Annotated in this window: 9 protein-coding genes; 4 read left to right on the forward strand and 5 right to left on the reverse strand. The window is 45.3% G+C overall.

The window, feature by feature from the left end; all coding sequences use genetic code 11:
- Positions 1 to 30 precede the first annotated feature (30 nt).
- The 5 genes from sucA to sdhC form a co-directional block, all read right to left on the reverse strand.
- Complete coding sequence (gene sucA, locus ACRN9H_RS00785; RefSeq protein WP_432312042.1) at positions 31 to 2862, reverse strand: 2-oxoglutarate dehydrogenase E1 component; 2832 nt, start codon at positions 2860 to 2862, stop codon at positions 31 to 33.
- Between the two features lie 213 nt (positions 2863 to 3075).
- Complete coding sequence (locus ACRN9H_RS00790; protein ID WP_220774202.1) at positions 3076 to 3783, reverse strand: succinate dehydrogenase iron-sulfur subunit; 708 nt, start codon at positions 3781 to 3783, stop codon at positions 3076 to 3078.
- 11 nt (positions 3784 to 3794) lie between these two features.
- Positions 3795 to 5561 carry a succinate dehydrogenase flavoprotein subunit gene (sdhA, locus tag ACRN9H_RS00795; protein ID WP_220774203.1) on the reverse strand — a complete coding sequence of 589 codons (1767 nt, stop codon included), beginning with the start codon at positions 5559 to 5561 and terminating at the stop codon, positions 3795 to 3797.
- Complete coding sequence (gene sdhD, locus ACRN9H_RS00800) at positions 5562 to 5909, reverse strand: succinate dehydrogenase, hydrophobic membrane anchor protein (RefSeq protein WP_432312043.1); 348 nt, start codon at positions 5907 to 5909, stop codon at positions 5562 to 5564. It abuts the gene before it with no gap.
- A complete protein-coding gene (sdhC, locus tag ACRN9H_RS00805; RefSeq protein WP_076499620.1) occupies positions 5903 to 6298 on the reverse strand; it encodes a succinate dehydrogenase, cytochrome b556 subunit in 396 nt (131 codons plus the stop codon). Before sdhC ends, sdhD begins: the two co-directional genes overlap by 7 nt.
- Positions 6299 to 6714: 416 nt before the next feature.
- Between sdhC and ACRN9H_RS00810 the strand changes: the two genes are divergently transcribed.
- From ACRN9H_RS00810 to ACRN9H_RS00825, 4 genes are all read left to right on the forward strand, one after another.
- Positions 6715 to 8001: a citrate synthase gene (locus tag ACRN9H_RS00810; RefSeq protein WP_432312044.1), complete on the forward strand. Its 1287-nt coding sequence runs from the start codon at positions 6715 to 6717 to the stop codon at positions 7999 to 8001.
- Positions 8002 to 8288: 287 nt separating this feature from the next.
- A complete protein-coding gene (locus ACRN9H_RS00815) occupies positions 8289 to 9353 on the forward strand; it encodes an efflux RND transporter periplasmic adaptor subunit (RefSeq protein ID WP_432312045.1) in 1065 nt (354 codons plus the stop codon).
- Between the two features lie 12 nt (positions 9354 to 9365).
- Entirely contained in the window at positions 9366 to 12623 is a 3258-nt protein-coding gene (locus tag ACRN9H_RS00820; protein ID WP_432312046.1) for an efflux RND transporter permease subunit, read from the forward strand.
- The gene (locus tag ACRN9H_RS00825) at positions 12620 to 15679 is read left to right on the forward strand and encodes an efflux RND transporter permease subunit (protein WP_432312047.1); all 3060 of its coding nucleotides are present in this window, start codon (positions 12620 to 12622) and stop codon (positions 15677 to 15679) included. Before ACRN9H_RS00820 ends, ACRN9H_RS00825 begins: the two co-directional genes overlap by 4 nt.
- The last annotated feature ends 20 nt before the right edge of the window (positions 15680 to 15699 follow it).

Here is a 15699-nt window from a genome sequence, read left to right on the forward strand (position 1 = left end):
AAAAACTATCCTTTTATAAAATGTCTATTTCTACAGTGCAATGGTCAATTTTAGGGCACTGTTCACTAAAGATTCTTGCTGATGTGCGTGCAGCTCAGGGTAACCACATGCGGGTGCAGCTGACGCTTCACGACCGGCATAAGTTAACTGTGCACCAACAGGAACCGCGGCCCAGAAATGGTGTTGACTAGAGTACCAAGCGCCTTGGTTCTGTGGCTCTTCCTGACACCAAACAAAATCTTTCACATGTTGGTAATCCGCTAAAGCAGCCAGCATTTCATCATGTGGGAACGGATATAACTGTTCAACACGAATGAGCGCGACGTTAGTGATATTTTCTTTACGGCGTTTTTCCAGTAGTTCAAAGTAAACTTTACCACTACAGAATACGACGCGATCAACCTTGCTTGCTTCCAACGTATCGATTTCACCAATCACGTTTTGGAAACTACCGTTTGCCAATTCTTCTAAGCTAGAAACCGCTAATGGGTGACGTAGCAAAGACTTAGGAGACATAACGACTAAAGGTCGACGCATAGGACGCACAACTTGGCGGCGCAACATATGGTAAACCTGAGCAGGCGTTGAAGGCACACACACTTGCATATTGTGGTTAGCACACATCTGCAAGAAACGCTCTAAACGGGCGCTTGAATGCTCAGGGCCTTGACCTTCATATCCATGGGGTAACAGCATAGTCAGACCACATAAACGGCCCCACTTCTGTTCACCCGAGGATAAAAATTGGTCGATAACCACTTGGGCACAGTTAGCAAAGTCACCAAACTGTGCTTCCCAAATGGTTAAACCGCCAGGTTCAGTCGTGGCATAACCATATTCAAATGCTAATACAGACGCTTCAGATAATACTGAGTCAGTAATATCAATCGGGCCTTGTGTCTCGTTAACATTGCGCAATGGCATGTAAGTCGTGCCATCATTTTGATTGTGCACTACCGCATGACGATGGAAGAAAGTACCACGGCCAGAATCTTGACCTGTAATGCGCACGCGTTTGTTGTCTTCCACTATCGAGGCATAGGCCAATGTTTCTGCAAAGCCCCAATCGAGTAGCTTCTCGCCTTTGGCCATCGCCACTCGGTCACTATAAATCTTAGCAACGCGTGACTGTATTGGGTGATTCTCTGGTACATAACTTATTTTGTCAGCTAGATTTTGTAAACGCTCAGCCGACATAGAAGCTTGATACGTTTCATCCCACTCACGGCCGATAAACGGTGCCCAGTCAACAGAATGTTTCGTCATTGGACGCCATTCTTTAACCACACAGTCACCTTGGTCTAATGCATCACGGTAATTGTTGATTAAGCCAGTGACATCGTCGGCAGCAATCACATTTTCAGCGATTAACTTGTCGGCATAAATTTTACGTGGCGTCGCGTGCTTCTTGATTTTTGCATACATTAATGGCTGAGTTGCACTTGGCTCATCGGCTTCGTTATGGCCATGACGGCGATAACACACTAATTCAATCACCACATCACGTTTAAACTCGTTACGATAATCAACGGCTAACTGCGACACAAAAGCAACGGCTTCTGGATCATCAGAGTTAACGTGGAAAATCGGTGCCTGAACCATCTTAGCGATGTCAGTACAGTATTCAGTCGAACGAGTGTCCGCATGGTTAGAGGTCGTGAAGCCCACTTGGTTGTTCACTACGATGCGAATGCTACCGCCGACGGTAAAACCGCGAGTTTGAGACATGTTGAATGTCTCTTGTACTATCCCTTGACCCGCAATTGCAGAGTCTCCGTGAATAGTAATAGGCATGACTTGTAAGCCATCCTTACAACCGCGGCGGTCTTGACGGGCACGTACAGAACCAATGACCACAGGATTAACGATTTCAAGGTGCGATGGGTTAAAGGCCAATGCTAAATGCACATTGCCGCCCGGCGTTTCGAAATCAGAGGAGAAACCTTGATGATACTTAACGTCACCAGAACCGTGGGTATCAGCATGCTTACCGGCAAACTCGTCAAACAGTTCAGCAGGACGCTTACCTAGCACGTTCACTAATACGTTTAGACGACCACGATGCGCCATACCAATGACGATTTCTTTCGTGCCCGCTTCACCTGCACGATAAATAATTTCGCGCATCATAGGTACTAATGCATCGCCGCCCTCTAACGAGAAACGTTTCGCACCAGGGAATTTAGCGCCTAAGTATTTTTCAATACCTTCTGCAGCGTTTAAACCTTCAAGAATGCGAGTCTTAACACTTTTATCGTAATTGGCTTTACCTAGGGAAGGCTCGAGACGTTGCTGGATCCAGCGCTTCTCATCGGTATCGGTAATATGCATATATTCAGCACCGATAGAACCACAATAAGTAGCTTTGAGCGCTGTTACCAAATCCGCGAGCTTCATGGTTTCACCACCATGAGCAAAAGAACCTGTATTAAACTCGCTGGCCATATCTTCTTTAGTCAGGCCATGGAAGGCAGGATCTAAATCAGCAACAGGCTCGCGTTTCCACAGTTCAAGCGGGTCAAGATTAGCACCTTGGTGGCCACGAAAACGATGGGCGTTAATTAATTGCAGGACTTTAACTTGCTTAGCATCCATATCAGGATCGGTCACGCGAGCAGAGCTCTTATGGCGTCCTTCTAACGCTAAACTGCGAAAATAATCACGTACTTTTGAGTGAGCAGTTTCAGGCGCATCAACAGCAGCACCGTTCACAGGAGGGAGATTATCAAATACCGCACGCCAGTCGTCAGCAACTGACTGTGGGTCTTCTTGATAGGCTTCATACATCTCTTCTACGTAGGTCGAATTAGCGCCACTTAAGTGAGATGATTCGAGCCAGGCTTTCATGATGCCTTGGTGCATTTCTATTCCTTTCAAACTTTATACACGTGCTTAGCCATAGTATTAAATATGCAGTCAGTAGAGATTACCTTCGACGCATAATTCTGCCGCCCCTAGATATCCAGATATACGGCGCGTTGTCATCCATTACATACGCAAAAGAGTCACCTTCTGCTTCCAGAAAGTGACTCTTTGAGAGCTATATTATTATTGGTTTCAGCTCGGGTTCTCGCATTACACTGCTCGCTTCAACAGCATGGACTTAATATGACCAATTGCTTTAGTCGGATTAAGACCTTTTGGACACACGTCAACGCAGTTCATGATGCCGTGGCAACGGAACACGCTATAGGCGTCGTCCAGCTCAGATAAACGTTCTTCTGTTGCTGTGTCGCGACTGTCGATCAAGAAACGGTAAGCATGAAGCAGACCGCTTGGACCGATAAACTTATCAGGATTCCACCAGAATGATGGGCAAGCCGTAGAACAACAGGCACACATGATACATTCGTACAGACCATCTAAATGAGCACGCTCTTCAGGTGATTGTAAGTGTTCACGGGCTGGTGCTTTCTCATCATTGATGAGATAAGGCTTGATCTTCTCATACTGCTTATAGAACTGAGTTAAATCAACAACTAAGTCACGAACAACTGGCATCCCTGGTAATGGACGTATTTCTAACTTCTTACCTTTAAAGGTTGAAATTGGCGTAATACAAGCCAAACCATTCTTACCATTCATGTTCACGCCGTCACTACCACACACACCTTCACGGCATGAACGACGGAATGACAAAGTTGGATCTTGCTCTTTCAACTTGATCAGTGCATCAAGCACCATCATGTCTGAGCCTTCAGCCACTTCTAAACTGTAATCCTGCATATACGGTTTAGTATCTACATCAGGATTGTAGCGATAAACTGCAAATGTCAATTTCATCTTTGCAACTCCTAGTAGGTACGTTTCTTCGGCGGGAATGCTTCACGTAGCTTAGGTGCCATGTTGACTGCACGACGATCCATCGTTTCAGTCGCAGGATCAAATAAGCTGTGGCATAACCAGTTTTCATCATCACGTTCTAAATAATCTTCACGTGAGTGAGCACCGCGGCTTTCAGTACGGAAGTTAGCCGCATAAGCCGTAGCAATTGCCGTTGCCATTAAGTTATCTAACTCTAAGCATTCAATACGTTGAGTGTTGAACTCACGAGAGTTATCAGACAATTTAGCATTCGCAAGACGTTCGCGGATGACTTTCAACTGCGCTAAGCCTTCAGCCATAGCATCGCCACGACGGAATACCGAGAAGTTTAACTGCATACACAGTTGCAGATCCTTACGGATTTGCGCAGGATCTTCGCCATCTTTATTGTTTTCCCAACGATTTAGACGAGCTAGTGATGCTTGAACATCCGCATCGCTTGCGTCTTTTGGATCGTCAGTTTCATCTAACGCTTTACCTAAATGCTGACCCGCTGCGCGACCAAATACCACTAAGTCAAGCAATGAGTTACCACCTAAGCGGTTAGCGCCATGTACTGATACACAGGCAATCTCACCCACAGCAAACAGACCAATAATATCATGCTCAGTGCCGTCTTCATTCTTACGGATAACTTGACCACTGACCTTAGTTGGCAAGCCGCCCATCATATAGTGACACGTTGGCAATACAGGGATTGGACCATCGGCCGGATCAATATGAGCAAAAGTACGAGACAATTCACACACGCCTGGTAAACGTGCTTCAAGTGTTTCTTTGCCTAAATGATCGAGCTTGAGTAACAGATGTGGACCTAATGGACCGTCTAAACCACGACCTTCGCGGATTTCAGTCATCATTGAACGTGCAACCACGTCGCGTGATGCCAAATCTTTCGCGTTAGGGGCATAACGCTCCATGAAACGCTCGCCGTCTTTGTTCAGCAGATAACCGCCTTCACCACGACAACCTTCAGTCACAAGTACACCCGCACCGGCGATGCCCGTTGGGTGGAACTGCCACATTTCCATGTCTTGCATTTGTACGCCAGCACGCATCGCCATACCTACGCCGTCACCGGTGTTGATATGTGCGTTAGTGGTCGAAGCGTAGATACGCCCAGCTCCACCGGTCGCTAGAATTGTTGCTTTGGCTTTGAAATAAACGATATCACCCGTTTCAATTTCAATCGCAGTACAACCCACAACGGCGCCATCTTCGTTTTTAACGAGATCTAATGCATACCATTCTGAGAAGACTTGCGTCTTATGCTTAACGTTTTGCTGGTATAAACAGTGAAGCAAAGCATGGCCAGTACGGTCAGCCGCAGCGGCTGTACGTGCAGCTTGCTCGCCACCAAAGTTTCTAGATTGACCACCAAACGGACGTTGGTAAATCGTACCGTTATCAAAACGAGAAAAAGGTAAACCCATTTGCTCTAGTTCAATAACCGCTTCAGGACCGGTTTTACACATGAATTCAATCGCTTCTTGGTCGCCGATAAAATCGGAACCTTTCACGGTATCGTACATATGCTGTTCCCAATGATCTTCATGGGCGTTACCTAATGCAACGGTAATACCACCCTGCGCAGATACGGTATGAGAACGTGTTGGGAATACTTTTGATAAAAGCGCACAGCTTTTACCTTCTTTAGAAATTTGCAGCGCTGCACGCATACCAGCGCCGCCGGCACCGATCACTACAGCATCAAATTCGCGTACTGGAATACTCAATTAGACACCCCACACAATAACAATGCCGGCCGCTAAATAACAAAATACGGTAACGACAAAGGTGAACTGTAAAACACCACGTAACGACGTGCACTTAACGTAATCTGTCAGCACTTGCCATACACCAATCCAAGCGTGTACGAGCAATGCTACCAACGCAAGAAGTGTAAACACTTTCATGGGTAGAGTGCTAAATAGACTATGCCAGATGTCGTAAGTGAGAGGGGAACTACATGCAATAAAGCCTACTAAAAATATAGAATAACAGGCGAGGATCACTGCACTAGCGCGTATAAGAATAAAGTCATGAACACCACTGCGTCCAAAACTTGCTGCATTGGTTACCATACCCATATCCCCGCTACAATTGAAAAGGCTACCGTCAACACAAACACAGCTTTCGCTGATACGGTACCCGAAGCCAACTCTTCCCAACGTCCGGTATCCATTACTAAGTGGCGCAGGCCACCGAATAAATGAAAGGCTAATGCCGTCAAAATACCCCATATGATGAACTTCATGATGAAGTGATCAAATAGAGACTGAACGCCAGCAAAGCTTTCTGCGGATGCTAAAGATGAATTTAGCAACCAAATAAGAATGCCAACTGCGAACAGCATGATGACACCGGAAACACGATGAAGAATTGACACAATCGCTGTTGCAGGAAAGCGAATGGTCTGCAGATCTAAATGGACAGGTCTTTGCTTTTTCACGTTCTGCTCACTCAGCTCCATTGAGCATGTTTTTGTTATATGAACCGCTTTTGTACAAACTTTAAACCAATAGGTAAATTACGGCAAAAGTAAATATAAAAGCAAGGTTTAAACAAACACTTAACTATCTGAACACAACTTATTTAATTTCTAAACTAAGGGTGTTTTATAATCGTGGTTTGCAGCCCTTATTAGGCGGAGGCAAGTATACTCGCGGCAAATGTCAAATACAAACATCACAGAATGCAAATTATGTTTTTTTTGTGCAGTTATCCTCGTAAGTGCCAGTTGTAGCAAGGAAAGTAAAGAGTTTTATACCATGGTCTAACAAATTTAAACGCTTATTTAAATTGAAATGTGATCTAGAATAGCTGTACAGTAATGGCGTTTTGAAGTGCCGCACTCACAGAGTAAGAACTAAGTAAGGAGAACGGGGTATGGCTGATTTAAAAGCCAAATTAGAATTACCAGGGAACGACTCGATAGAATTGCCAGTAAAGCAAGGAACAGCTGGTTTTGACGTAATCGATATTAGCAAACTTGGCAGCAAAGGTTACTTTACTTTTGATCCAGGTTTTCTTGCGACTGCTTCTTGTGAATCTGCAATTACCTTTATTGATGGTGATCTGGGCATATTGCTACATCGTGGCTATCCAATCGATCAACTTGCCGTTGACTCCGATTACCTAGACCTATGTTATCTGCTGCTTTACGGTGAACTGCCGACAAAAGCACAATATACTGAGTTTGTACATACAGTAAAAAACCATACTATGGTGCACGAGCAGTTAGCCTTCTTCTTTAGAGGTTTCCGTCGTGATGCTCACCCTATGGCCATGTTATGTGGTGTGACGGGCGCGCTATCTGCATTTTATCAAGACTCTTTAGATGTTAACGATCCACATCACCGTGAAATCGCTGCTTATCGTTTAGTCTCAAAAATGCCAACAATTGCAGCCATGTGCTACAAGTATTCTTCAGGCCAGCCATTCGTTTATCCACGTAATGACTTAAGCTATGCCGGCAACTTCCTAAGCATGATGTTTGCTGTGCCGTGCGAAGAATACAAAGTGAATCCTATTGTTGAACGTGCTATGGACAGGATCTTCATTTTACATGCCGATCATGAACAAAACGCATCGACTTCAACTGTACGTTTGGCGGGTTCTTCCGGTGCCAATCCATTTGCGTGTATCGCAGCAGGTATCGCATCACTTTGGGGCCCTGCACACGGCGGAGCTAACGAAGCTTGTTTACAAATGTTAGAAGAAATCGGTTCAGTTGACCGTATTCCTGAATTCATTGAACGCGCTAAAGACAAGAACGATCCATTCCGTCTGATGGGCTTTGGACACCGTGTTTACAAAAACTTTGACCCACGTGCCAAAGTTATGCGTGAAACCTGTCACGAAGTGCTGAAAGAGCTAAAAGTAAAAGATCCGTTATTAGATGTCGCCATGGAGCTTGAGCGTATTGCGCTTGAAGACGAATATTTCATCTCTAAGAAGCTGTATCCAAACGTCGATTTTTACTCTGGCATTATCATGAAAGCCATTGGTATTCCAACTAGTATGTTCACTGTGCTGTTTGCACTGGCACGCACTGTAGGCTGGATTGCTCACTGGAAAGAAATGTTAGATCAACCAGGGCACAAAATCAGCCGTCCTCGTCAGCTTTATACTGGCGAAACAACGCGTGATTTCGTTGATTTAGATAAACGCTAAATCCCAGAATTTATGCATTAAAAAGCGCCTCAGGGCGCTTTTTTTATATCTCAACTTCCCTCAAATTCGTCCTTCCTCGTACAAAATATATTGTTATAAATACTCACATCATTAACTATGCATAGTTATTTTCATCATTTTTTAAACCTTTTGGCTACATTTGATATGGTTTACTAATGAGTTTTAAGTCAAAGCAAAGATAAGCCACTGAAAATAAATTAATTTAAATATTGGCATGTTTTCTGCTTTCACATGTCATCACAATAAATACAACTGGTAATACTCTTATGGAAAAGTCAAAAGCGGTTAAAGTCATTCTGCCATTATTTATGATTTCAATACTGGCAGCTTGTGGTGAGGAGCAAGTGGCAAAAAAAGATGAAAAATATGCCATTCCCGTTGAAACCACTACCGTGATGCAAGGAAACGTTTCATCTTTCTACAGCACAACTGCCACTTTAGAAGCACCGCAAGAAGCCAATGTCGTCAGCCGTATTTCTGGATTAATTGAATCACTTGCTGTTGAAGAAGGCGATCGTGTTCAAAAAGGTCAAGTGCTCGCTGTTATAGATGCAAAAAGACAACAATACGATTTAGACCGCTCAGAAGCAGAAGTCAAAATTATTGAGCAGGAATTAAACCGTCTCAAAAAAATGGGCAACAGAGAATTTATTAGCGCCGACTCAATGGCCAAGCTTGAATACAACTTACAAGCGGCCATGGCGAAAAAAGACCTTGCCAAGCTGCAAGTCACAGAAAGCCAAGTGGTGTCCCCCATCAGCGGCGTGGTCGCTAAACGTTATGTAAAAGCGGGCAACATGGCCAAGGAATACGGCGACCTCTTTTACATCGTTAACCAAGATGAGCTGCACGGCATTCTACATTTACCTGAACAACAACTGGCAAGTTTAAGACTTGGCCAAGAGGCTCAAGTGTTTAACAATCAACAAAGCAAGCTTGCTATCCATGCCAAAGTGCTGCGGATAAGCCCAATTGTTGACCCACAAAGCGGTACTTTTAAAGTGACACTCGCCGTACCTAACCAAGATTCACGCCTTAAAGCGGGCATGTTTACCCGCGTTGAACTTAAATATGATACTCACGAAAATGTTATCACAATCCCCTATAGCGCCTTGATTAACCAAGATAATAAACAAGCTCTGTATGTGATTGATGGTACAAACGCTAACCGCCGAGAAGTTGAAATTGGCTACCGTGAAGGGGATTTAGTAGAGGTTATTAGTGGTATTAAACCCGGGGATCAAGTCGTGACTCGCGGCCAACAAAACTTGAAAGATCAATCATTAGTCGAAGTGATCACTCCACTCAATCTTATTTCTGCTAAAAACTGATTGGAGTCATTCATGTCAATTATCAGCACTTCAGTTAAACGGCCCGTCACGGTATGGATGTTCATGCTGGCGGTGATGTTATTCGGTATGGTGGGTTTTTCACGCTTGGCGGTGAAGTTACTGCCAGATTTGAGCTATCCTACGTTGACCATTCGCACTATGTATGACGGTGCAGCGCCTGTAGAAGTCGAACAACTCGTCTCTAAACCGATTGAAGAAGCCGTTGGCGTGGTAAAAGGCTTACGTAAAATTAGCTCTATTTCGCGCTCAAGCATGTCAGATGTGGTTCTCGAGTTTGAATGGGGCACCACGATGGACATGGCGAGTTTAGATGTGCGCGAAAAACTCGACACCATTGCCCTGCCATTAGATGTTAAAAAACCCTTATTACTGCGTTTTAATCCCAACCTTGACCCGATAATGCGTCTGGCCTTGTCGGTGCCCAATGCCTCAGAGGCCAATCTTAAGCAAATGCGTACCTACGCAGAAGAAGAGCTTAAACGACGTCTAGAAGCCCTTTCTGGCGTGGCAGCCGTGCGTTTATCGGGTGGTTTAGAGCAAGAAGTGCATATTCTGCTCAATCAAGAAAAACTATCACAGCTCAATCTCAATGCCGATGACATTAAAGGTCGCATTAACGAAGAAAATATTAACCTCTCTGCGGGTAAAGTTATCCAAGGTGATCGTGAATATTTAGTCAGAACACTCAATCAATTCAATTCATTGGAAGAACTTGGCCAAGTTATTGTCTATCGCAATGAACAAACCTTAGTGCGTTTATTTGAAGTAGCCACCATCACCGATGCCTACAAAGAGCGTAGTGATATCACCCGCATCGGTAGCCAAGAATCTATTGAACTGGCCATTTATAAAGAAGGTGATGCCAATACGGTGGCTGTTGCCAAAAAACTGCGGGATGAACTGGCTAAAATCAATCAAGATCCTAAACAAAACAAACTCGAAGTGATTTACGATCAATCCGAGTTTATCGAAAGTGCGGTCAGTGAAGTGACCTCTTCAGCGCTGATGGGCAGTTTATTATCTATGCTGGTGATTTACCTGTTCCTGCGTAACATCATCCCAACGTTGATTATTTCTATCTCGATTCCTTTCTCAGTCATCGCCACCTTTAATATGATGTATTTTGCCGATATCAGCTTAAACATCATGTCACTAGGCGGTATTGCGTTGGCTATTGGTCTGTTGGTCGATAATGCCATTGTGGTATTAGAGAACATTGACCGTTGCCGTAGCGAAGGTATGAATAAGTTAGACGCCGCAGTAACAGGCACAAAGGAAGTAGCAGGGGCGATTTTTGCCTCAACCCTCACTACACTTGCGGTATTTGTGCCTCTGGTATTTGTCGATGGCATTGCTGGCGCCCTGTTCTCAGACCAAGCGCTGACGGTCACGTTTGCCCTGTTGGCCTCGCTGTTAGTCGCCTTAACCTCTATCCCTATGCTGGCATCACGCGAAGGCTTTAAAACCCTACCCGCACTGATAAAAAAACCATTTAATGATAAACCTACCACTAAAATGGGTAAGTTTAAGCACTACAGTAGGGCGGTATCTTCTTTCCCAATTCGACTCATTTTTAATTACTTACCCAGCGCACTATTAACCTTAATGTTGATTTTAGGCCGCTTCTTTTCTTGGCTTATTGGGCTAGTCATGCGTCCTTTAAGCTCAGGGTTTAACTTTATCTACCACAGTATTGAGAAGGTTTATCACCAACTATTGGCCTTAGCCCTGCGCCAACAAATCACTACACTGCTGCTCACCATTGCAATAACGGGCGCTTGTATTAGCTTGTTACCTCGCTTAGGTATGGAGCTTATTCCGCCGATGAATCAGGGTGAGTTTTATGTCGAAATTCTGCTGCCACCGGGTACGGCGGTGAGTGAAACCGACAAGGTATTGCAACAGCTCGCATTATCCATCCAGGACAGAGCCGAAGTTAACCATGCTTATAGCCAAGCCGGTAGTGGGGGTTTAATGACATCAGACACCGCTCGCGGAGGTGAAAACTGGGGCCGCTTGCAAGTGGTACTCACCGATCACAGTGCCTATAACGCCATCACTCAAGTACTGCGAGATACCGCGCGCCGCATTCCTGAACTTGAAGCTAAAATCGAACAACCTGAGCTATTTAGCTTTAAAACGCCATTAGAGATAGAACTCACGGGCTACGATTTAAACTTGCTCAAGCACAGCGCCGACAATCTAGTCAAAGCGTTATCCGCATCGGAGCGTTTTGCTGACGTTAATACCAGTCTGCGCGATGGTCAACCTGAGCTCAGTATCCGCTTTGACCATGCCCGATTAGCGGTGCTAGGAATGGATGCGCCAACAGTTGCTAATCGCATTGCCCAGCGCGTCGGCGGTACTATTGCCAGTCAATACACAGTGCGTGACCGTAAAATTGATATTCTGGTACGCAGCGAACTCGCGGAGCGCGATCAAATCAGCGATATCGATGCCTTAATCATTAATCCAAACAGCAGCCAGCCTATTGCGTTAAGTGCGGTTGCCGAAGTTTCACTGCAATTAGGCCCCTCGGCGATTAACCGTATCAGCCAACAACGCGTCGCGCTTGTATCGGCTAATATCGCCTACGGTGACTTAAGCGATGCAGTGACACAGGCTCAGCAAATACTATCGCAACAAGTGTTACCCGCATCGGTGCAAGCTCGTTTTGGTGGGCAGAATGAGGAAATGGAAAATTCATTCAAATCACTCAAAATTGCGCTTGTTTTAGCCATTTTCTTAGTCTATCTAGTGATGGCAAGTCAGTTTGAATCACTGCTGCATCCACTCCTAATTCTCTTTGCCGTGCCGATGGCGGTGGCCGGTAGCGTACTTGGACTTTATATCACCCAAACCCATTTGAGTGTGGTGGTATTTATCGGTCTTATCATGCTTGCGGGAATTGTAGTGAACAACGCGATTGTATTAGTTGATCGCATCAACCAACTGCGCCGCGAAGGCGCCCCAAAACTCGAGGCTATTCGCGCCGCTGCTAAATCACGGTTACGGCCCATAATGATGACCACACTCACTACCACCTTAGGTTTATTGCCGATGGCACTAGGATTAGGCGATGGCTCCGAGGTGCGTGCACCGATGGCGATTACAGTCATTTTTGGACTCAGTATATCAACGCTATTGACACTCATTGTGCTGCCAGTGCTTTATGCGCTTTTCGATCGCAAGGAATATACCGTAGAAAGTAGTCAGATTAAAAATGATGCACAGGAGGCTCGCCCATGAACCTCACTCGTTTAGCCATTAAGCGTCCCGTGACCACCAGCATGTTCTTCTTGGCTATTTTGCTATTTGGTCTGGCTTCAAGTCGCTTATTACCGTTGGAAATGTTCCCCGGTATCGATATACCGCAAATAGTGGTGCAAGTGCCTTACAAGGGCTCGACCCCGGCTGAAGTCGAGCGCGATATTACCCGAGTGCTGGAGGAATCCCTCGCGACGATGGGCGGCATCGATGAGCTTGAGTCAGAATCGTCTCAAGAAGGCGCTGAAATCGAAATCAACATGAAGTGGGGCGAAAACGTTGCCACTAAGAGCCTAGAAGCGCGGGAAAAAATCGATGCGGTGCGCCATTTACTGCCTAAAGATGTTGAGCGGGTGTTTATCCGCCAATTTTCTACCGCCGATATGCCCGTGCTCACCATACGCATTTCGAGCGACCGCGAGCTTTCGGGTGCATTCGACTTACTCGATAAACAGCTTAAACGTCCGCTTGAACGTGTTGAAGGCGTCTCTAAGGTTAGCCTCTACGGCGTTGAACAAAAACAGATTGAGCTACGGATTAATGCCGATAAACTTGCCGCCAGCGGCTTTTCAGCCACCGACTTGCAAGCACGCCTTGGCAAAGAGAACTTTGTCATTAGCGCTGGCACACTCAGAGCCAGTAACCTGGTTTACCAAGTCTCGCCTAAGGGTGAATTTAGAAACCTTGAAGAAATCAAAGCACTGGTGCTGATCCCAGGCTTGACCTTAGGCGACATTGCAGAAGTGCAATTTGCCCTGCCTGAACGCGTCGAAGGTCGCCATTTAGACCAGCACTATGCTGTCGGTTTAGATGTGTTTAAAGAATCAGGCGCTAACTTAGTCGAAGTGTCTGAACGCGTACTAAAAGTCATCGAACTAGCGAAACAAGATCAACAGTTCCAAGGTATTCGGCTGTTTATCATGGAAGATCAAGCCTCTGGGGTAAAATCATCCCTGATGGACTTACTGTTTTCGGGTTTAATCGGTGCCCTGCTGTCCTTTGTGGTGCTGTACTTATTTCTGCGTAATTTAAAAATGACCTTAGTGGTCGTGTCATCTGTGCCAATTTCAATCGGTATGACACTCGCCGCCATGTACTTACTCGGCTACAGCTTAAATATTCTGTCGATGATGGGACTTTTACTCGCCATCGGTATGTTAATTGATAACGCTGTGGTTGTGACCGAGAGCGTGCTGCAGGAAAAACAAGGTAAATTACCTAAGGATAATGAAGAGTCAGTCATGACGGGGGTCGATAAAGTGTCTCTCGCCGTATTAGCAGGAACAATGACAACCGCCATTGTATTTTTACCTAATATTTTTGGCGTAAAAGTGGAACTGACGATTTTCCTCGAGCATGTTGCCATCGCGATTTGTATTTCCCTTGCCGCATCGCTACTGGTGGCTAAAACCTTGATCCCATTGATGCTGACTAAGTTGCATTTTGAAATAACGGCTCCCAAAGGGCCCAGTAAGTTGCAGCAGTTTTACAACAACAGCCTCAATTGGGTATTACTTAGACCTTGGCGTTCAGGCTTTATTGCGGTGGCCATTCTCGCGTCCACCGCCCTGCCGCTATCTATGGTCAAACAGGATCAAGAAGACAGCCAGAGCAAGGAACGAATTTACATCAACTATCAAGTGGAAGGTCGACATAACCTCAATGTGACTGAGGCTATGGTTAATCAAATGGAAGAGTATCTTTATAATAATAAAGAGCAATTCCATATTGACTCTGTCTACAGCTATTACGCACCCGACGATGGTTCTTCAGTTATTCTGCTAAAAAAAGATTTACCTATACCACTGGATGAGTTGAAAAAGAACATCCGTAGTGGCTTCCCTAAGTATGCTATCGCAAAACCGCAATTTGGTTGGGGAGATGATAACTCTGGCGTGCGGGTCACACTGACAGGACGCTCAACCTCTGAACTTATCGCCTTAAGCGAGCAGGTGATGCCTTTACTGCAAAATATCAAAGGATTACAAGATGTTCGCTCTGAGGTAAACGGCGCGCAGCAGGAAGTCGTTATCCGCATCGACAGGCAAATGGCAGCACGGTTAGATTTAAAGCTCAATGAAATTGCCTCGAGTATTGCTATGGCACTGCGCGGTTCGCCGCTGCGATCCTTCCGTCATGATCCCAATGGCGAGCTGCGTATCGAAATGGCCTACGAGAAAAAATGGCAAAAATCCTTAGAAAAACTCAAACAGTTACCCATAGTGCGCATAGACCAAAGGGTATACACCTTAGATAACTTAGCGAAGATTGAAATCCAACCTCGCTTCGATACGATCAAGCACTTTAATCGCCAAACGGCTTTGTCGATTGGCGCAAATTTAGAAAACCTCACCACAGAAGAGGCACAAACCAAGATCAAGCAAGTGATGGAAAATATCCATTTCCCTACGGGTTACGATTATTCTCTGCGCGGTGGTTTTGAGCAACAAGATGAAGACCAAAGTGTTATGACGACTAATATGCTCTTGGCTATCGCGATGATTTATATTGTTATGGCGGCGTTGTTCGAATCTCTACTGTTACCGACGGCGATTATTACCTCGATCCTATTTTCTATCACAGGTGTATTCTGGGCGTTGTTTATCACAGGCACCCCTATTTCTGTGATGGCTATGATAGGCATTTTAATTTTAATGGGCATAGTGGTGAATAACGGCATAGTTCTGGTGGATCAGATTAATCAGATGACGCCAGATCTCGACAAATTATCCGACACCATTCGAGATGTGTGTATCACGCGTTTACGTCCAGTACTAATGACAGTAGGTACTACAGTTCTGGGATTAGTGCCGCTGGCAATGGGTGAGACCCAAATTGGTGGCGGCGGACCGCCCTATTCTCCCATGGCTATTGCGATTATCGGTGGCTTGTCGTTCTCGACTTTGACTAGCTTATATTTGGTGCCCTTGTGCTACCAAGCCTTATATAGAATGCGCCATCGCGCCGCAATTGGTTTAGGCCAAGCTGACCAACTCGCCCAAAAGCTGCTACCTTGGACGATATCATTGCGCCGCTAGGTATCCGATTGAAATAGTGA

The organism is Shewanella sp. MF08487, from assembly GCF_050848685.1.
GTDB lineage: Bacteria > Pseudomonadota > Gammaproteobacteria > Enterobacterales > Shewanellaceae > Shewanella > Shewanella glacialipiscicola.

What these genes read in the sequence shown, in the direction of transcription:
- ACRN9H_RS00810 (WP_432312044.1), top strand. Translation starts at nt 6,715, where the DNA reads ATGGCTGATTTAAAAGCCAAATTAGAATTACCAGGGAACGACTCGATA.
- sdhD (WP_432312043.1), bottom strand. Translation starts at nt 5,909, where the DNA reads ATGGTAACCAATGCAGCAAGTTTTGGACGCAGTGGTGTTCATGACTTT.
- sdhC (WP_076499620.1), bottom strand. Translation starts at nt 6,298, where the DNA reads ATGGAGCTGAGTGAGCAGAACGTGAAAAAGCAAAGACCTGTCCATTTA.
- ACRN9H_RS00820 (WP_432312046.1), top strand. Translation starts at nt 9,366, where the DNA reads ATGTCAATTATCAGCACTTCAGTTAAACGGCCCGTCACGGTATGGATG.
- sucA (WP_432312042.1), bottom strand. Translation starts at nt 2,862, where the DNA reads ATGCACCAAGGCATCATGAAAGCCTGGCTCGAATCATCTCACTTAAGT.
- ACRN9H_RS00825 (WP_432312047.1), top strand. Translation starts at nt 12,620, where the DNA reads ATGAACCTCACTCGTTTAGCCATTAAGCGTCCCGTGACCACCAGCATG.
- ACRN9H_RS00815 (WP_432312045.1), top strand. Translation starts at nt 8,289, where the DNA reads ATGGAAAAGTCAAAAGCGGTTAAAGTCATTCTGCCATTATTTATGATT.
- ACRN9H_RS00790 (WP_220774202.1), bottom strand. Translation starts at nt 3,783, where the DNA reads ATGAAATTGACATTTGCAGTTTATCGCTACAATCCTGATGTAGATACT.